This is a genomic window from Streptomyces olindensis, from assembly GCF_040645895.1.
GTDB classification, from domain to species: Bacteria; Actinomycetota; Actinomycetes; order Streptomycetales; family Streptomycetaceae; genus Streptomyces; species Streptomyces olindensis.
Genome location: NZ_JBEYZD010000064.1, coordinates 33528 through 52212, shown reverse-complemented (window position 1 = coordinate 52212; position 18685 = coordinate 33528). Strand labels below are relative to the sequence as shown.

Below are 18685 nucleotides of genomic sequence, written 5' to 3'. Positions count from 1 at the left end.
TCTCAAGGAACGGTCGCTTCCTTTGTACTCACCCTCTCGGGCTTTCCTCCGGGCGCTTCCCTTCGGTCTTGCGTTTCCGACTCTATCAGATCTTTCTCGATCCGATTTCCTCGGTGCTTTCCAGGTTCCCGCTTCCGCGTTTCCCTTTCCGGCGGTTCCGACTTTATCAGAGGTTTCGGGCCGGACTGACCGGCCGCTCATTTCCGATTCACCGGGAGGGGCTTCATTGAAATCAGCGATTCAAGAAGCAGACAGATGCTCTCTGTCGCCGGTCCGGGGCTAGAGCCCCTCTCCAGGCAACTGTTCGAATCTACCTCCCCGCACTTGCCGTGTCAACGGCTCCTGTGGGGCGAAGAGGAGACTAGCAGTTGAACGGACGTGGTCGCACATCCGGCGGTCGTGGGGACGATCAGGCAGCCGTGGGGACCGTCGCGCTACGTTCCGCGGCCTCGACGTCACCGGTCTCTCCCGCGCGGGCCGCACGGCCGCCGAGTACCCAGACGTATGCGAGGAAGGCCAGTTCGGCGGCGACTCCGATGGCGATGCGGGCCCAGGTGGGAAGGCCGGACGGGGTCACGAAGCCCTCGATGGCTCCGGATACGAAGAGGACCACGGCCAGACCGATGGCCATGCCGATGGCGGCCCGGCCCTCTTCCGCCAGCGCCGTGCGTCGCGTGCGTGGGCCCGGGTCGATGAGGGTCCACCCGAGGCGCAGGCCGGTGCCGGCGGCCACGAATACAGCGGTCAGTTCGAGGAGGCCGTGCGGAAGGACCAGGCCCAGGAAGGTGTCGAGGCGACCGGCCGAGGACATCAGGCCGAAGCCGACGCCGAGGTTGAGCATGTTCTGGAAGAGGATCCAGAGCACCGGGAGACCCAGGAAGACACCCAGGATCAGGCACAGGGCGGCCGCCCAGGCGTTGTTCGTCCACACCTGGGCGGCGAAGCTCGCGGCCGGGTGGCTGGAGTAGTACGTCTCGTACTGACCACCGGGGCGGGTGAGCTCGCGGAGTTCGCTGGGGGCCGCGATGGATGCCTGTACTTCGGGGTGGGTGCCGATCCACCAGCCCAGGAGGGCCGCCACTGCCGTGGAGAGGAGTGCGGTGGGTACCCACCAGTGGCGCGACTTGTAGACGGCCGCGGGGAAACCGTGGGCCAGGAAGCGGGTGACGTCGCGCCAGGAGGCACGGCGGGTTCCTGTCACGGCACTACGCGCGCGTGCCACCAGTTGGCTGAGCCGGCCGGTCAGCTGGGGGTCGGGCGCGCTGGACTGGATCAGAGAGAGATGCGTGGCGGCACGCTGGTAGAGGGTGACGAGTTCGTCGGCCTCGGCGCCGCTGAGACGACGCTGGCGACGGAGCAGGGCTTCGAGGCGGTCCCACTCCGCTCGGTGGGCGGAGACGAAGACGTCGAGGTCCATCGGTGTGCCTGCTCCTCGGCTGTTCGTCGACTGTTCGTCGGTGGCTCGTCGTGGATCAGCTTGTCGTACTACGGTGCGATGCGCCCTCAGCTTGGCAGACTGGGCCTGTCAGGGGCAGGGCAGGGGAAGGACGGCGGGCGTGAGTGAGCTGGTGACGGGCGAGGCTGTGGCGTTGGAGCTGCGCCCCGCGAGGTTGCCCAGCAGGGCGCTGGCCGTGCTGCTCGATCTTGTGGCGGCCATGGCGGTCTACGTCGCGGTGACCATCGCCCTGGTGGTCTCCACGGCCTCGCTGGACGAGGCGGCGCAGACGGCGCTGTCGATCGCGACGTTCGTTCTGGTGCTCGTGGGCGCGCCCATCGCCGTGGAGACGCTCACTCACGGGCGGTCGCTCGGGAAGATGGCGTGCGGGCTGCGGGTGGTGCGGGACGACGGGGGTCCGATCCGGTTCCGGCATGCGCTGGTGCGGGGCTTGATCGGGGTGATCGAGATCCTCATGACCTTCGGGATCGTCGCTTGCATCGCCTCGTTCGTATCCGCGCGTGGGCGGCGGCTGGGGGACGTGTTCGCCGGGACTCTCGTCGTGCGGGAGCGGATCCCCGTCGCTCGTACCGGCTTTGTGCCGCCTCCTCCGCCCTGGCTGGCGGGGCGGTTCTCCGGGCTGGATCTGTCCGCGGTGCCCGACGGGTTGTGGCTCGCCGTTCGTCAGTACCTGACGCGCATGCAGCAGCTGGATCCGCAGGTGGGCTGGTCCATGGCGGAGCGGCTGGCGTCGGATCTGGCGGAGCGTACCGGGGCTCCGGTGCCGCAGGGGATTCCGCCGGCGGCGTATCTGGCTGCGGTGGTGCAGGAGCGGCAGGCGCGGGAGGCCCGGCGGGCCTTCGGAAACGGCTCGGGCACCCCCCCAGCTTCGGACATCCCAGCAGCTTCAGGATCAGCGGCCCCCTCGGCCTCGCCAGTTCCCCCAGCTCCCTCTGCTCCCCCCGCTTACTCAGCTTCCCCAGCCTCCCCGGCTTCGCCCGTCGTACCGCCTCGGGCGGCGTCCCTGCCGTCGGCGGGGGGACAGCCAGCGGAGTCGGAGTCGGGCGAAGGGGCGGCGGGCGACCGGCCGGGCGGTGAGTTCGCGGGCGGTCGGTCCGGCAGCGGGTTCGTGCCGCCGGCGTAGGGGCCGGAGTCGCCCGTCGGCCCGCCGTCTGGGCCTGGCCCCCGGCTGTGCCTGGCGCTCGGCTGTCGCGGGCCCTCGGCTGTGGCGGGTCGCTCAGGTGAAGACCGACGGTGGTGATTCCAGGTCTTCGAGTTCGATGCCGGGAGCCGCGAGCACCACGTCGCCGGCGATGTGCACGGAGTGCTGCTCGCCCGTGTCCAGGGCTGTGACCTGGTACTCGTCCACGGTCAGGGGGCCGTTGTCAGTGGCGTGTGCTTCTCTTCTCAGCAAGGCCCACGACTGGTCCACGGTGCGCGGGGCGAGGACCGGGTCCGTGAAGGCGACGAGGCGCACGCGGGTGGCGGCGGCGGAGGGGGTGAGGCGCAGGAGACGGGCGGTGGCGACGAGGAACGCCGGGGAGGTGCCGGTGAAGGCGTGGGCGCGCACATTGCCTTCGGTGGCGTCGGTCCCGGTGGGGTCGGTGCGGACCCAGGTGACGCCGTCGAGGGCGGCGCCGCGAACCTGCCAGGCGGCGGCGTGGAGTTCCAGGCGGATGGGGCGGCCGAGTTCGTCGAGGGTGAGGTCGACGGAGCCGTGGTGATCGCCCGAGGGGGTGGTCAGCTGGGAGACGTAGCGCCAGCCGGAGGGGCCGATGGCGCACTGGAAGTGTTCTTCCGCGAGGGGGGTGTGATCGTGCGGATCATGGAGCGAATAACGGCCGCGGGGCATGGGGGTCCTGGGTCCTGACGGGCTGGGCCGGTCGCCGGCCGGTCGGAACGGGGCAGGCCCCCGGCACGGGGGTGCGGGGGCCTGCCTCGGACTGTGACCGGCGATGAACCGACCGGCAGCGGTACTGCTCGGCTCAGTAGCGGTAGTGGTCCGGCTTGTACGGGCCTTCGACCTTCACGCCGATGTACTCGGCCTGCTCGGGGCGCAGCTCGGTGAGCTTCACGCCGAGCGCGTCGAGGTGGAGGCGGGCGACCTTCTCGTCGAGGTGCTTGGGCAGCACATAGACGCCGGTCGGGTACTCGTCGGGCTTGGTGAACAGCTCGATCTGGGCCAGGGTCTGGTCCGCGAAGGAGTTGGACATCACGAACGACGGGTGGCCGGTGGCGTTGCCCAGGTTCAGCAGGCGGCCCTCGGACAGGACGATGATCACCTTGCCGTCGGGGAAGGTCCAGGTGTGGACCTGCGGCTTGACCTCGTCCTTGACGATGCCGGGGATCTTGGCGAGGCCGGCCATGTCGATCTCGTTGTCGAAGTGGCCGATGTTGCCGACGATGGCCTGGTGCTTCATCTTGGCCATGTCCGAGGCCATGATGATGTCCTTGTTGCCGGTCGTGGTGATGAAGATGTCGGCCTTGTCGACGACCTCGTCGAGGGTCGTGACCTGGTAGCCGTCCATCGCGGCCTGGAGGGCGCAGATGGGGTCGATCTCGGTGACGATCACGCGGGCGCCCTGTCCGCGCAGGGACTCCGCGCAGCCCTTGCCCACGTCGCCGTAGCCGCAGACGACCGCGGTCTTGCCGCCGATGAGGACATCGGTGGCGCGGTTGATGCCGTCGACGAGGGAGTGGCGGCAGCCGTACTTGTTGTCGAACTTCGACTTGGTGACGGCGTCGTTGACGTTGATCGCCGGGAACAGGAGGGTGCCGTCGCGCTGCATCTCGTACAGGCGGTGGACGCCGGTCGTGGTCTCCTCGGTGACACCGCGGATCTCGGAGGACAGCTGGGTCCACTTCTGGGGGTTCTCGCCCAGGGTGCGGGTCAGCAGTTCCAGGATGACGCGGTGCTCGTCGGACTCGGCGGTGTCGGGCGAGGGGACCTTGCCGTCCTTCTCGTACTCGACGCCCTTGTGGACGAGGAGGGTGGCGTCACCGCCGTCGTCCAGGATCATGTTGGGGCCGCCGGTGGGGCTGTCCGGCCAGGTCAGGGCCTGCTCCGTGCACCACCAGTACTCCTCCAGGGTCTCGCCCTTCCAGGCGAAGACCGGGACGCCCTGCGGGTTGTCCACCGTGCCGTTGGGGCCGACGGCGATGGCCGCGGCGGCGTGGTCCTGGGTGGAGAAGATGTTGCAGGAGGCCCAGCGGACCTGGGCGCCGAGGGCGACCAGGGTCTCGATGAGGACGGCGGTCTGCACGGTCATGTGCAGGGAGCCGGTGACGCGGGCGCCGGCGAGGGGCTGTGCCTCGGCGTACTCCTTGCGGATCGCCATCAGGCCCGGCATCTCGTGCTCGGCGAGGGTGATCTCCTTGCGGCCGAACTCGGCCAGGGAGAGGTCGGCGACCTTGAAGTCCTGTCGGTTCTCGACAGTCGTCATTGCGAGCTGCTCCTCGGGTTGGGTCGAGGGTGGGTACGGCTGGTCTGCGCGGCGGCGGACACAGGGGTGCCCGAAGGAGGACACAGGCATGCCCGCGTACGCGCAGCGCAGTCCGTCGGAGGCCCTCTCTCCCTCGGCCGGTCCGCGGTGGGACCGCCCGACCGCCATCAGCAGCGACGTCTGGCTCCGTCCCAAGCTACACCGGGGGCGGGTGCGAACCCCAGTCCGCCCGCGAACACATCGAGCCGATCATGTGACGGGTTCGGGTAAGGCGACGGGGCCCGCCGAGTGGTTCGGCGGGCCCCGTGGGTGCTGCGGGTGAGGTCAGTGGGCCGTGGGGGCCGGGCCTCCGGGGGAGGCCTCGGGGTCGGGGCCCTTGGCGGCCTCGGTCTCGCTGTAGATGTCCGGTTCGAGGTAGATCACGCGGGCGATGGGGACGGCCTCGCGGATGCGGGCCTCGGCGGCGTCGATGGCGGCGGCGATCTCGGTGGCCGTCTCCTCGTGGCGGACGGCGATCTTGGCGGCGACGAGGAGTTCCTCGGGGCCGAGGTGGAGCGTGCGCATGTGGATGATGCGGGTGACGGTGTCGCCGTCGACGACGGCGGCCTCGATCTTCTGGGTCTCCTCGACGCCGGCGGACTCGCCGAGCAGCAGCGACTTGGTCTCGGCGGCGAGGACCAGGGCGATCAGGATGAGCAGGACGCCGATGCAGAGGGTGCCGATGCCGTCCCAGACGGCGTCGCCGGTGAGCAGGGCGAGGCCGACGCCGCCGAGGGCGAGGATCAGGCCGACGAGGGCGCCGAGGTCCTCCAGGAGGACGACCGGGAGCTCGGGGGCCTTGGCGTGGCGGACGAACTCCTTCCAGGAGCGCTTGCCGCGCAGGGCGTTGGACTCCTTGATGGCCGTGCGGAAGGAGAAGGCCTCGGCGATGATCGCGAAGACCAGGACGCCGACGGGCCAGTACCAGTGGGTCAGCTCGTGCGGGTGCTTGATCTTCTCGTAGCCCTCGTAGAGGGCGAACATGCCGCCGACCGAGAAGAGGACGATGGAGACGAGGAAGGCGTAGATGTAGCGCTCGCGGCCGTAGCCGAAGGGGTGCTGCGGGGTGGCCTCGCGCTTGGCCTTCTTGCCGCCGAGCAGGAGCAGTGCCTGGTTGCCGGAGTCGGCGAGCGAGTGCACGGACTCGGCGAGCATCGACGACGAGTTGCTGAAGATGAACGCCACGAACTTCGCTACCGCGATCGCGAGGTTGGCGGCCAGTGCCGCCACGATCGCCTTGGTGCCGCCTGACGCGCTCATATGTTCGCGTTGTCCCTTCGTACGCCGTTCCAGGGCCCAGGGCGCCGCAGAGGTGCGGCGCCCGTGGCTTTGCCCGTGCTTGACGGTGGGCCATTGTTGCAGCCCGCTGCGGTCGCGGTGCTTCAGGTCACCAGCACGGGGGGCGTTGAAACGGTCAGGCGACGACGGTGGCCCGGAAGAGCGTGCCGGTTCCGGACACTTCGGCCTTTTCGCCGGCGGGGACGAAGACGGATCGGCCGGGGGTCAGCTCGTGCTCGCCCGCGCGGACCGTGCCGGCCGTGCAGAGCAGGATCTGCGGGGTCGGGCGGGTGAGGTCGTGGGCGGTGCCCGCCTCGGGGAGCACGTGGCGGGAGAGGCGGAACTCGTCGATCGGGGTCTCGTAGACCTCCTCGCCGTCTGGGGAGGCCTCGGGGCGCAGGACGCCGGGGTCGCTGGGCTGGAAGCGGACGATGCGCAGGAGTTCGGGGACGTCGACGTGCTTGGGGGTCAGGCCGCAGCGCAGGACGTTGTCGGAGTTGGCCATGATCTCCACGCCGAGGCCGTTGAGGTAGGCGTGCGGGACGCCGGCGCCGAGGTAGAGGGCCTCGCCGGGCTGGAGCCGGACGTGGTTGAGCAGCATCGCGGCGAGGACGCCGGGGTCGCCCGGGTAGTGGTGGGCGATGTCGGCGTAGGGGGCGTAGGCGCCGCCGAGGCGGTCGCAGGCGGCCGCGGCCTCGGCGACCGTGCGGGACATCTCCTCGGGGTCGGCGGTGAGGATCGCCGTGAGGACCTCGCGCAGGGCGGCGTCCTCGGGGTGGGCGTGCAGCAGGTCGACGTACGGCTTGAGGGAGTCGACGCCGAGGTCGTCGAGGAGGCCGGCGGCCTCGAGCGGGGGGCGGAAGCCGCACAGGCCGTCGAACTCGGTGAGGGCGCAGATGAGTTCGGGCTTGTGGTTGGCGTCCTTGTAGTTGCGGTGCGGGGCGTCGACGGGGATGCCGCGGCGCTCCTCGTCCGCGTAACCCTCCTTGGCCTGTTCCAGGTCGGGGTGGACCTGGAGGGAGAGCGGGGCGCCGGCGGCGAGGATCTTGAGGAGGAAGGGCAGGCGGGGGCCGAACCTGGCGACGGCGGCCGGTCCGAGTTCCTTCTCGGGGTCGGCGTCGATGACCTCGACGAGCGTGCCCCGCTCGGTGCGCGAGGGCGCGCCGGGGTGGGCGCCCATCCACATCTCCGCCTGCGGCTCGCCGGTCGGTTCGACGCCGAGCAGGTGCGGGATGGCGGTCGGGGAACCCCAGGCGTAGGGGCGGATGGTGTTGTCGAGGCGGTCCATGGGGTTCTCTCTGGGTGTTCGGGCGGCGGGCGCTTCAGGGTGTCCCGGGCATGATCAGGCCCTCGAGGCGAGCGCCAGGTAAACCGCAGCGAAATCTGTGATGGCGATCAGTTCCGCGAGGGTCTCCAGTTCGTCGCCCGGCTCCGGTTCCAGCTCGCTGATCGGCGTGTCGTGGCTGAGGGCGAGGTCGCGGGCGCCGGGGGCGGCGGTGAGGCCGCCGATGGGCCGGTCGCGCAGGAGCACCACGCGCGCGTGCAGGGCGGGTGGTTCCTCGACGCGGTCGCGGAAGAAGTCGTCGGGGTCGGCGCTGGCGGCCAGCGGGCCGGCGAGCAGGGCGCTGTGGGCGGCGAGGGCCTCGGGGAGCTCGGCGACGACCGCGGGGGTGCCGGACAGTTCGGCGAGGGCGGCGGCGAAGCGGCGGCCCGCGGGGCCGGCCGATGTGCCCTCGGTCCAGACGACCGGGAGTGCGTCGGCGAGTTCGGCGGCCAGGGTCTTGGCGGGGTTGCTGTACGTGGCGATGGCGGGGCCGCAGCGTTCGGCGATGCGGTCGAGGCGGTCGGCGACCTTGCCGAGGGCATCCGGCGGGGCGGCGAGCACTCCGGTGCGGTCCAGGAGCGCGAGGAGCGGGGTGAGCAGGGCCCACAGGACGCCGGGGGCGGACGCGGCGAGGGGCTCGTCCTGGTCGTAGGGGGCGGTCGCCATGGGGACGAACAGGCCGTGCGTGCCGCCCACGGCGTCGGCGAGCGGGGAGCGGCCGGGTGCCACGGCGACGACCGTGCAGCCCCGGCGGTAGGCCTGCTCGGCGAGGAGGGACAGGCCCGGTTCGGTGCCGTCCGGGGTGGCGATCAGGAGGAGGTCGACCGAGCCGACCCAGCCGGGCAGTTCCCAGCGCAGGGCGCCGGCGGCGGGGGCGACGCCGGTGGGCGCCAGGCGGGTGACGGGGCTGCCGGCGCCGGCGAGGGTGCCGAGGAGGTCGGCGGTGTGGGTGGCGGCGGCGCCCGGGCCGGCGATGAGGACGGCGCGGGGGCGGCCGTCGGGCTTGAGGTCGTTGACGCCCGCCTCGGCGGAGTGGCGGGCGGCGGTGCGGACGCGGGCGCCGGCTTCCGCGGCGCCGCGGAGCAGGCCGCGGTGGTCGGCCTCGGCGAGACCGTCCGGGTTGTCGAGCAGCGATTCGTCGAGCATGGGGCGGCAGCCTCCCGATCGCCGGGTCCGTTATGGGGATGTCGTCCTACGCCGGTGCCCACCGAGTCCGCGGCTATGTACACCGAGGGGGTGTGGGCCGCCGGCGGTCACGCGGGGCGGCGGGCCTCGTCGACGAGGAGGACGGGGATGCCGTCGCGGACCGGGTAGGCCAGGCCACAGCTCGTGTCGGTGCAGACCAGCTCGCTGTCCTGCTCCTTGAGCGGGGCGTGGCAGGCGGGGCAGGCGAGGATCTCGAGGAGTCCGGATTCGAGGGGCATAGGGGTTCCTTCGAGGTGCGGGCGCTTGGGGTTGTGCCTGGTCAGGTTACCGCCGGTGGGGGCGGGGCCTCAGCCCCTGATGATCCCCAGCACCTCGTCCCGCACGCGGGCCATGGTCTCCGGGTCCCTCGCCTCGGCGTTCAGGCGCAGCAGGGGCTCCGTGTTGGACGGGCGGACGTTGAACCACCAGTCGGCGGAGGTGACCGTGAGGCCGTCGAGGTCGTCGAGGGTGATGCCCTCGCGGCTCCCGTACGCGGAGCGGATCGCGGCGAGGCTGGCCTGCTGGTCGGCGACCGTGGAGTTGATCTCGCCGGAGCCGGTGTAGCGGTCGTAGGCGGCGACGAGGGAGGACAGGGCGCCCTCCTGGCCGCCGAGGGCCGCGAGGACGTGCAGGGCGGCCAGCATGCCCGTGTCGGCGTTCCAGAAGTCGCGGAAGTAGTAGTGGGCGGAGTGCTCACCGCCGAAGATCGCGCCGGTGCGGGCCATCTCGGCCTTGATGAAGGAGTGGCCGACGCGGGTGCGGACGGGGGTGCCGCCGTGCTCCTGGACGACCTCGGGGACGGACCAGGACGTGATCAGGTTGTGGATGATCGTGCCCTTGCCGCCGTGCCGGGCCAGTTCGCGGGCGGCGACCAGGGCGGTGATCGCCGACGGGGAGACGGGCTCGCCGCGCTCGTCGACGACGAAGCAGCGGTCGGCGTCGCCGTCGAAGGCGAGGCCCAGGTCGGCGCCTTCCTCGCGGACCCGCTTCTGCAGGTCGACGAGGTTGGCCGGGTCGAGGGGGTTGGCCTCGTGGTTCGGGAACGTGCCGTCCAGCTCGAAGTACATCGGCACCAGCGTCAGGGGCAGGCCGGCGAAGACCTCGGGCACGGTGTGCCCGCCCATGCCGTTGCCCGCGTCGACGACGACCTTCAGGGGGCGGATGGAGGTCAGGTCGACCAGCGAGCGCAGGTGGGCCGCGTAGTCCGACAACGTGTCGCGGCCGGTGATCGTGCCCGTCTTCGCGGCCGGTGCCGGTGCGCCCGACTCGCTCCAGCGCTCGACCAGTTCGCGGATCTCCGCGAGGCCGGTGTCCTGGCCGACCGGGGCGGCGCCCATGCGGCACATCTTGATGCCGTTGTACTGCGCGGGGTTGTGGGAGGCGGTGAACATGGCGCCCGGCAGGTTCAGCGCGCCCGAGGCGTAGTACAGCTGGTCCGTCGAGCAGAGGCCGATCTCCGTCACGTCGGCGCCCTGCCCGGCGGCCCCGCGCGCGAAGGCCCGCGACAGGCCGGGTGAGGAGGGCCGCATGTCGTGCCCGGTGGCGATCGCGCTCGCGCCGGTGACCTGCACGAAGGCCGCTCCGAAGAGCTCGGCCAGGGACTCGTCCCACTGGTCGGGGACGACCCCGCGTACGTCGTACGCCTTCACGACCTGCGACAGATCAGCAGCCACGGCCAACCTTCCTCGAAAGTACTGTCGGTCAGCACAAACTACCCCCGCCCGCTGACAGCGCGCTGTGCGGACGCCCAGCGGACGCCGAGACGTAACCTCAGGTCAGGGCAGCATCCAGCCCAGGACGGGGGTGCTCTGGCCGACGACGATCAGGCACATCACCAGCAGCAGGCCCAGGCTCCACGGCAGTACCTTGCGCAGCAGGTCGCCTTCCCGGCCCGCCAGTCCGACGGCCGCGCAGGCGATGGTGAGGTTCTGCGGCGAGATCATCTTGCCGAGGACGCCGCCGGAGCTGTTGGCGGCGGCCAGGAGGTCGGGCGAGAGCCCCGACTCGCGGGCGGCGGTCACCTGGAGGGCGCCGAAGAGGGCGTTGGCCGAGGTGTCCGAGCCGGTCACGGCGACGCCGAACCAGCCGAGGACCGGCGACAGGAAGGCGAGCCCGGCTCCGGCCGCCGCGACGAAGTGGCCGATCGTGGCCGCCTGCCCGGACAGGTTCATGACGTAGGCGAGGGCCAGGACGGACGTCACCGTCAGGATCGCGAACCGCAGCTCGTGGACCGTCGCGAGCCATTCCCTCACCGCCACGCGCGCGTGCACCCCGATGACGACGGCCGTGCAGATCCCGGCGAGCAGGACGAGCGTGCCGCCGGTCGACACGATGGGCCAGGAGAAGAGGTTGCCGCCGACGGGTTCGCCGTCGGGCCCGGCCACGTCCAGGAAAGGCCAGTCGTAGGTCTGGGTCGCCTTGGCCAGCCAGTCCTTGACGGCGGGGATCTGCGCGACGGAGAAGATCACGACGATCAGCGCATAGGGGGCGTAGGCGCGCAGCACCTCGCGGGGCGGGTCCTCCTGGTCCAGTTCCTCGCTGCGCCCGCCGGTCAGCACGGAGGCGCGTACGGACTCCGGGGCGGGCACGCGCGCGTGGGGGACGGCGACCAGGGCGCCCGCGCCCGCCAGGGCGGCGCCGATGTCGGCGAGTTGGGCGGAGACGTAGTTGGAGGCGGCGAACTGGGCGACGGCGAAGGCGACTCCGCACGCCAGGGCGGGCACCCAGGTGTCGCGCAGTCCGCGCCGGCCGTCGACCAGCCAGACGAGCACCAGGGGCACCACGAGGGCCAGCAGGGGCGTCTGACGGCCCACCACGGACGCCACGGAGTCCAGCGGAAGGCCCGTCACCTGGGCGAGGGTGACGACCGGCGTGCCCATCGCGCCGAAGGCCACGGGCGCGGTGTTGGCGACGAGGGCGACGACGGCGGCGCGCACCGGTTCGAAGCCGAGGGCGACGAGCATGACCGCGCTGATCGCGACGGGCGCGCCGAAGCCGGCGAGCGCCTCCAGCAGCGCCCCGAAGCAGAAGGCGATGACGAGCGCCTGGATGCGCGGGTCGTCGGAGAGGCGCCCGAAGGACCGGCGCAGGATGTCGAAGTGCCGGGTGCGGACGGTCATCCGGTACACCCACAGGGCGTTGACGACGATCCACAGGATGGGGAAGAGGCCGAAGACGGCACCCTGGGCGGCGCTGGAGAGGGTCTGGCCGAGCGGCATGCCGTAGGCGAGCCGGGCGACCAGGACGGCCGCGAGGAGCCCGGTCAGGCCCGCCAGGTGCGCCTTCATGCGGACGCCGCCGAGCAGGACCAGGACGATCACCAGGGGTAAGGCGGCCACCAGGGCGGACAGGCCGAGTGAGCCGGCGACGGGTTCCAGTTCCTGGACGTACACGGGCGCCTCCCCGGTTTCCGCCATGCGAAAGCGATTTCTCGTACCCCTGAAACGGAATGGTCATGTCCACGCCAACGCCCCGTCAATGGGTGGACGTGTGGAGAAACCGAGGCGGTGCGGTCAGTTGTCGGGCGACCGCAGGACCCGCAGGTGCCCGCGCCGCGCGACCTCCATCGGGTCGGCCGCGCGACCGCCGCCGCCGGCCCCGGCCGCCCGCTCCTGAGGACGGGCCGCCTCGCGCACGGCGTTCGCAAGCGCTTCCAGGTCGTCGCCGCTCGGGCGCGCCGGGGCGGAGCCGTCGAGGAGCCGGACGACCTCCCAGCCGCGGGGGGCGGTGAGGCGCTCGGAGTGCTCGGCGCACAGGTCGTAGCAGTGGGGTTCGGCGTAGGTGGCGAGCGGGCCGAGGACCGCGGTCGAGTCGGCGTAGACGTACGTCAGCGTCGCGACGGCGGGACGGCCGCAGGCGGTGCGCGAACAGCGACGTACAGGGCTCACGACGTTGGACGGTACCGCACTCTTGAGCGGGCCGCGACGACTCTCCACCAGGTCACTCCACCGTGTCGTGCTGTGAAACGCCCCACACGCCCCCTCCGGCACACCCTGCTGACCTGGCCGGACACCGTCGTCCGGGGTCTCGAACGGTCGCGCAAGCAGTCAATAGTCGCCACAAAACCCTCATTTGCCGTGAGGTCACCGGTCTCGGAGGGATACGGAATCGAGCCCAACCTTGGCTTGAATGGGCATGTAACGACATGCCGCGGGGGGCGGCCGGAAGCCGTCCGTGCGCCCGTGCGGTGCCGGGCGTACGGGCGCGGCGGGGACTACCCTTCACCAGTGATGGACAAGCCCGTAACGCCTCGTGCCGCCGCCCCCGGGCCCCGCCGCCGTGATCGCCACGGCCGGGGCATGCGCGGCCCGATCGCACCCCCGCAGGTGCCGCTCGCCGCGAGCCGCGCGGACGCGTTCGCGGATCTGGTGCAGGACTCCGTGGAGCGCCTGGAGCGGCGGTGGCCGCAGCTCGCCGACATCGACTTCCTGGTCCTGGAAGTGCCGCGGCTCGACGGGCCGGGTCAGGCCTGGCACGACGAGGCGGTTCCGCTCGGCGGCACGGTCAGCGCGCGCGAGGGCCGCCCCGCGCGCGTGGTGGTCTACCGGCGGCCGGTCGAGATCCGCACCAAGGGGCGCGACGAGCGGGCCGCGCTGGTGCACGAGGTCGTCGTCGAGCAGGTCGCCGAGCTGCTCGGGCTGACACCCGAGACGGTGGACCCGCGCTACGGCGAGGACCAGGGCTGAGCCCGCCCGGCTACTTCTGCAGCACCGACAGGTCCTCGTCCGCCTCCGGCACCGCCACCGTCCCCCGGTCGTCCGGGAGCGTCTGCACGGTGAAGGCGGGGACGCCGCCCTCCGACGCCGCCAGGGTGCGGGCACCGTAGACCGGGCCGCCGGAGACCGGCTCGACCGTGAGCGCGTACGTGCCCTTCAGCCCGCCCGGGACCGGGGGCTCGATGTCCTGGGTCGTGCCCGCCTTGATCGTGTACGTCTTCGACACCGGCGTGCCGCCCTCGCTGCCCGCCGAGGCGGTGACCTTGACCGTGGCGGCGCGGCCGGGGGCGGTCAGGGAGAGCGTGCTGCCCTTGGCGCTGTTGTCCGCGGACGTCGCGCGCGTGCCGACGGGGCGGGTGGCGGGGATGAACGCCGTCTCCTGCCTGTCGCCCTTGCCCCGGACGACCTTCAGGGCCGCCACGACCGGCACCGACTGGTCCGTCGGCGTCAGCACCAGGGAGCCCGCCTCGCCGCGCGTGACGTCGCCGAGGTCGACGGCGGTCGTCATGCCGCCCTTGACGTGCACCGTCTCGTGTCCGGCGGGGGTGATCAGCCCGGAGGGGGAGGCGAGGCGCACCTTCAGGTCCGCGTCGGCGTCGCCGGGGGTGAAGGCGACCAGGCGCACGGAGGTGGCGTCCTTCGGGATGCCGGGCAGCACCAGACTGCCGGACGGGTCCGTGGAGGCGGCCAGCCAGTCGCCGCCGGTCTTGTCGTCCAGGGCCTGCACGGCGGCGCCGACGCGCCCGCTGCGCACGTTGACGTGCACGGTGAGGTCGGTCTGCCGCTCGTCGGTGAGGGTCGACAGCAGGATCGGCTCGCTGGAGTGCGGCTGGACCGTGATGCCCTCCCCCACCGTGGACTGCAGGGCGCCGTCCTTGCCGTAGAGCTCGACGTCGACCACGGCGGCCGAGTCGTCGGGGTTCGTCAGGTGGACGTAGTCGGTGCGGTCGGCGGCCGTGCTGGCGCCCGGGAACCAGAACTCCGTGTCCGGAGCGGTGCAGTTGACGCCCTGGAGGCCGCGGCCCGTCCCGGCGGCGACCTCCGTCGTCTCCTGGACGGTCCAGCCGGGCGCGAACCTGCCGTCCGCGGTGCCGACGAGGGCGGGTGCCTCGGAGCCGGAGCTGTCGCCGGTGACCGGCGTGCCGGGCTCCTTGGGGGTCAGCACGGGCTTCTCCGTCTTGCCCCTGGACGCCTTCCCGTCGTCCTCGCCCGCCTGCGCGCCGTCCGCCGACTCCGCCGCGGCCGCCTGGAGTTCGGCCTTGCCGCCGCTCCCGGTGCCCTTCGTGACGGGCGTGAAGGACGTGTAGGACGTCTCCGCGATGTCGGACAGGCTGGGCGCGGGGCACAGCAGGCTCGTGCGCTCCACGGGGAGTTGGGCGGCCGCCTCGGCGGTGGCGGCCGTGCCCGGGGCGTCCGGGGCGGACAGCGCGGCGAAGCCGGTGACGGCGGCGAGCGCGGTCGCGCCGGCGATCAGGGACAGGGTGGTGCGGTTCACTGCTGGCTCCCGTCGGGACGCTCACTGCCCGTGCCGTGGGGGTGGTGCTGCTGCGCCGGGTCGTACGGCGTGCCGTAGCCCTGGGTGTAGGCCTGGTCGTAGCCCTGCTGGTCGTACGGCGGGGCCGGGGCCTGGCCGCCGTACGCGTACGGGTCGTACTGGCCGCCCTGGTACGGGTCCGCCTGGTACTGCTGCCCGTAGGCGTCGGCCGGGTACGGGGTGCCCTGGTACTGGTCGCCGAAGTTCGCGTACTCGCCGCCCTGGTAGGCGGCGTTGTCGTACTGCCCGTGGTTCTGCTGCTGGGGCACGGCCGCGGGCGGCTGCGCCGGCTGCGGGGGCGGGAACTCCTCGGGCCGGTCCGCTCCTTCGGCCTCGGCCTCCGCCTGGGCGCGCAGGCGGCGGGCGCGGCGGCCCTCGCCGGCGACCGCCTGGGCCGGGACGGCCGGCTCCTCGGGCAGGTCGTCGTCGATGTCGCGGCGGCGGCCTGGCAGCGCCAGCACGACGAGGACGAGGGCGAGCAGGCCCTGCGCCCACAGCCATGCGGTGTGGCCGATCGGGTCCTCGTAGGTGACGTCCAGCCTGCCGCCGGAGGCGGGGAGTTCGAAGCCCTGGGCCCAGCCGTCGACCGTGGTGCGGGTCAGCGGCTTGCCGTCGAGGGTGGCGGTCCAGCCGTCCGCGGCGGAGTCGGCGAGGCGCAGCACGCGCCCGTCGGCGCCGGCGGGGATCGTGGTGTGGATGTCGACGGGCCCGGCGGCGACGGTCTGCGGGGTGCCGGATCCGGAGGCGGGGACGATGGTGGCGCGCGCGACCTCCCGGTCGATCTGCCACAGCGCGCTGCCGTCCTGCTGGCTCAGCCGGGCCAGGCCGGGTGTGGCGTCCAGGACACGGGTGACGTCGCGGGGCGCGCCCTTGTGGACCAGGACGTAGCGCACGGCGAAGCCGCCGAGCTGGTCGGCCTGGTCGGCGCCGGAGCCCGCGACGAGGTTGGCGACGACCTTGTCGAGCCTGCCGTTCTCGCCGTCCTCCGCGGCGATCTCGCCGTCACCGAGGCGGGCGCCGGAGCCGCGGACCAGCACGTAGCCGACGTGGGCCGGGGAGTCGCTGTCGAGGACCAGGGTGCGGGCCTGGTCGCTGCTACCGCTCTCCTCGGCGACGAACGCGGGCACCTGGGTCGGGTCGCGCCGCTCCAGGGGCCCGTCGGCGCCGCGGATCATCCAGCCGGCGGCCACGAGCAGCGGGCCCGCGGCCGAGGCGAAGGCGATCAGCACGGCGACCGGCTGGCGCCAGCCGAAGCTCTGCTCGGCCACGCGCGCGCGTGCCCCGTCGGCGCCGAGCGCGGCGGCGGCCAGGAGGGCGATGCCGTAGACGAGGGTCGCGGGGCCCGCCCAGGTGGAGCTGTTGGACAGGACCGCGAAGACGAAGCCCACCAGGGCGACCGCCCAGGCCGTCCAGATGCCCCCCTGGCGTTCCGAGCGCAGCAGGGCGGCGAGCGCGGCCAGCACGATGCCGATGAGCATGAGGCCGCTGACGGTGCCGGGGCCGCCCGGGCTGGCGCCGAGCAGGTCGACGGCGGAGGCGGCCGAGGCGCCGTACTCCAGGCCGGCTTCCTTGAAGAAGCCGAACGGGAGCAGCGTCAGCGACCAGGGGGCGAGGATCAGCAGGGGGGTGCCGAGCTGGGCGAGGAACCGCAGCCCGTACGCCGTGATGTCGGACCGGCGCAGCACCAGCAGCCCGGCGCCGAGGAGCAGCGCGATGGGCCACACGATCGGGGTGAACGCGGTGGTGATGGTCAGCAGCAGCGCGTAGGCCCAGGTGGCGCGCCAACTGCCGCGGGCGCCCGAGGGGCTGGCCAGGCCGCCGGCCGCGATGCCCGCGCGCGCGATGAGCGGCAGCAGCACGGCCAGGACGGCGGTCCCGAGGCGGCCGCCGGCGAGGGCGCCGGTGGCGGCGGGCAGGAAGGCGTAGACGACGGCCGCCCACGCGCGCAGCAGCCGGGACTCGACCAGCGGGCGGGAGGCGAAGTAGGCGGTGACACCGGCCAGCGGCACCGAGCAGACGAGCAGGAGCGTGACGGCGAGGCCGGTCGAGCCGAACAGCAGGGAGGCCAGCATGGCGACGATCGCCAGGTACGGCGGAGCGGCGGAGGTGCCGCCGGCGCCGACCGCGTGCCAGGCGTCCAGGTAGCGCGCCCACAGGTCGGCGGAGTCGGCCGGGGCGGGCAGCAGGGCGCCGCCCGCAAGCGCGCCGCCGCCGAGGAGCTGGCGGCAGGCGACCAGGGAGACGAGCAGCAGCACCAGGAAGAGCACCGGGCCAGGCTTGCGCGCGATGCGCTTGAGCCGGGCGAACTGCTCGATCTCCAGGAAGTCGGCGTCGTCGCCGCCCGGGCCGGACTCGACGGCCCCGCCGTGCCGTCCGGCGCCGGCGGCGACCTCCGGGTCGGAGCGGCCGACCAGGTTGCCGGCGACCTGCTCGACGGTGGCGCGGACGGTCGCGCCGGGCGGCGGGAACAGCTGCCGCAGCTCGCCCTTGTCGATCTGGGGTGCGCCCCGGCGCCGGCGCCCGGCGAGGATCCGCTCGGGCCTGAGCAGCGTGCCCATCAGGCCGCGGATCTCGTCGACCGCCTGGCCGGGGACCTTGCCGACGAGGTACGCGAGGGTCCGCAGCAGCGTGCCGAGCACGATCCGCAGCAGCACCCAGGGGAGCACGGCGGTACGGGTGTTGACGAGCAGGGCGTAGACGGCGCCGGCCTTGTCGACCTTGTGCGGGGAGGCGGACGTACGGCCCACGCAGTCGACCGTGCGGCGTTCGCGGGAGGCCGCCTCGGCGTGCCGGACGACCGCCTCGGGGGCGACCAGGACGCGGTAGCCGGCCGCGTGGGCGCGCCAGCACAGGTCGACGTCGTCGCGCATGAGGGGCAGGTGCCGGTCGAAGCCGCCGAGCTGTTCGAAGACGTCGCGGCGGATCAGCATGCCGGCGGTGGACACCGACAGCACGGACCTGACGTGGTCGTGCTGGCCCTGGTCCTGCTCGCGGCGGTCCAGGCCGGTCCAGCGGCGGCCGGAGTTGGCGATGCTGACGCCGACCTCCAGGAGCTGCCGGCGGTCGTACCAGCCGCGCAGCTTGGGGCCGACGACGGCCACGTCCTCGCGGCCCAGTTCGTACTCGTTGTCCACGACCCGCAGCAGCTGGGCCAGGGCGTCCGGTTCCGGGGCGCAGTCGTCGTGCAGCAGCCAGAGCCACTGGACCGGCTCGCCGTGCGGGAGCTCGGGCAGGTCGTAGGCGTCGTCGCGCCAGGAGCGCGTGACCGGGTCCCAGCCGCTGGGCCGCTTCAGGTACGGCAGTTCCTCGGGGGTGAGGACCGGGGCGGTGCGGTCGCACTCCTCGACGGCCTGGCCGAAGCCGGTGCGGCGGGCCAGGTGCAGCACGCGGTCGGCGCCGAGGGCGTCGGTGACGAGCCGGGCGGAGTCGTCCGCGCTGCCCGTGTCGGCGCCCATCGCGTACTGGACCGGACGCTCCTGGCCGAGCAGCCCGGCGAGCGCGTCGGGCAGCCAGCGGGCGCCGTCGTGGGAGACGAGGACCGCGGTCACCACATGACGCGGGAACTCAGGTGTGGCAGCGCTGTCGTGATGGGCTGCCGGGTGGCTGTGCACGGACATCGAGGTACGGGCCCCGGTTCGGTGGACTGCGGGGACGCCCGCGACCGGTGGGGCAGCGGGGCGTCTCGGACGAGCGACCACACTATCGGCTGCGCAACAAGGCGACCCGCCGCCT

The 18685-nt window shown here is 72.8% G+C and carries 14 protein-coding genes; 2 read left to right on the top strand and 12 right to left on the bottom strand.

Annotation, left to right across the window (positions count from 1 at the left end; all coding sequences use genetic code 11):
* Window positions 1-409: 409 nt before the first annotated feature.
* Window positions 410-1417 carry a stage II sporulation protein M gene (locus ABZ948_RS31560; protein ID WP_359765281.1) on the bottom strand — a complete coding sequence of 336 codons (1008 nt, stop codon included), beginning with the start codon at window positions 1415-1417 and terminating at the stop codon, window positions 410-412.
* Between the two features lie 139 nt (window positions 1418-1556).
* Here ABZ948_RS31560 and ABZ948_RS31555 point away from each other — a divergent pair, with 139 nt between their 5' ends.
* The gene (locus tag ABZ948_RS31555; protein ID WP_359765279.1) at window positions 1557-2579 is read left to right on the top strand and encodes an RDD family protein; all 1023 of its coding nucleotides are present in this window, start codon (window positions 1557-1559) and stop codon (window positions 2577-2579) included.
* Window positions 2580-2672: 93 nt separating this feature from the next.
* Here the strand turns inward: ABZ948_RS31555 and ABZ948_RS31550 are convergent, their stop codons facing one another.
* The 9 genes from ABZ948_RS31550 to ABZ948_RS31510 all read right to left on the bottom strand — a co-directional run bounded on the left by ABZ948_RS31550 (window position 2673) and on the right by ABZ948_RS31510 (window position 12639).
* Window positions 2673-3287 carry a hypothetical protein gene (locus ABZ948_RS31550; protein WP_359765277.1) on the bottom strand — a complete coding sequence of 205 codons (615 nt, stop codon included), beginning with the start codon at window positions 3285-3287 and terminating at the stop codon, window positions 2673-2675.
* Window positions 3288-3420: 133 nt separating this feature from the next.
* A complete protein-coding gene (gene ahcY, locus ABZ948_RS31545; protein WP_359765275.1) occupies window positions 3421-4878 on the bottom strand; it encodes an adenosylhomocysteinase in 1458 nt (485 codons plus the stop codon).
* Between the two features lie 324 nt (window positions 4879-5202).
* Entirely contained in the window at window positions 5203-6177 is a 975-nt protein-coding gene (locus tag ABZ948_RS31540) for a cation diffusion facilitator family transporter (RefSeq protein ID WP_359765273.1), read from the bottom strand.
* Window positions 6178-6331: 154 nt separating this feature from the next.
* Window positions 6332-7483 carry a mannose-6-phosphate isomerase, class I gene (manA, locus tag ABZ948_RS31535; RefSeq protein ID WP_359765271.1) on the bottom strand — a complete coding sequence of 384 codons (1152 nt, stop codon included), beginning with the start codon at window positions 7481-7483 and terminating at the stop codon, window positions 6332-6334.
* A gap of 54 nt (window positions 7484-7537) precedes the next feature.
* Window positions 7538-8665 carry an SIS domain-containing protein gene (locus ABZ948_RS31530; protein WP_359765268.1) on the bottom strand — a complete coding sequence of 376 codons (1128 nt, stop codon included), beginning with the start codon at window positions 8663-8665 and terminating at the stop codon, window positions 7538-7540.
* 107 nt (window positions 8666-8772) lie between these two features.
* Window positions 8773-8943 (bottom strand): Trm112 family protein, encoded by a 171-nt coding sequence (locus ABZ948_RS31525; RefSeq protein WP_359765266.1) that lies wholly within the window; start codon window positions 8941-8943, stop codon window positions 8773-8775.
* A gap of 69 nt (window positions 8944-9012) precedes the next feature.
* Entirely contained in the window at window positions 9013-10377 is a 1365-nt protein-coding gene (locus ABZ948_RS31520; RefSeq protein ID WP_359765264.1) for a phosphomannomutase/phosphoglucomutase, read from the bottom strand.
* A gap of 102 nt (window positions 10378-10479) precedes the next feature.
* Complete coding sequence (locus ABZ948_RS31515) at window positions 10480-12096, bottom strand: L-lactate permease (RefSeq protein WP_359765286.1); 1617 nt, start codon at window positions 12094-12096, stop codon at window positions 10480-10482.
* Window positions 12097-12216: 120 nt separating this feature from the next.
* A complete protein-coding gene (locus ABZ948_RS31510) occupies window positions 12217-12639 on the bottom strand; it encodes a DUF3499 domain-containing protein (RefSeq protein WP_010034669.1) in 423 nt (140 codons plus the stop codon).
* Between the two features lie 294 nt (window positions 12640-12933).
* Here ABZ948_RS31510 and ABZ948_RS31505 point away from each other — a divergent pair, with 294 nt between their 5' ends.
* Window positions 12934-13389 carry a metallopeptidase family protein gene (locus tag ABZ948_RS31505; protein ID WP_359765258.1) on the top strand — a complete coding sequence of 152 codons (456 nt, stop codon included), beginning with the start codon at window positions 12934-12936 and terminating at the stop codon, window positions 13387-13389.
* 10 nt (window positions 13390-13399) lie between these two features.
* Here ABZ948_RS31505 and ABZ948_RS31500 read toward each other — a convergent pair whose 3' ends face one another.
* On the bottom strand, window positions 13400-14914 hold the full coding sequence (locus ABZ948_RS31500; RefSeq protein WP_359765256.1) for a DUF5719 family protein: 1515 nt from the start codon (window positions 14912-14914) through the stop codon (window positions 13400-13402).
* Window positions 14911-18570 carry a glycosyltransferase gene (locus ABZ948_RS31495; protein ID WP_359765254.1) on the bottom strand — a complete coding sequence of 1220 codons (3660 nt, stop codon included), beginning with the start codon at window positions 18568-18570 and terminating at the stop codon, window positions 14911-14913. Before ABZ948_RS31495 ends, ABZ948_RS31500 begins: the two co-directional genes overlap by 4 nt.
* Between the last annotated feature and the right edge of the window lie 115 nt (window positions 18571-18685).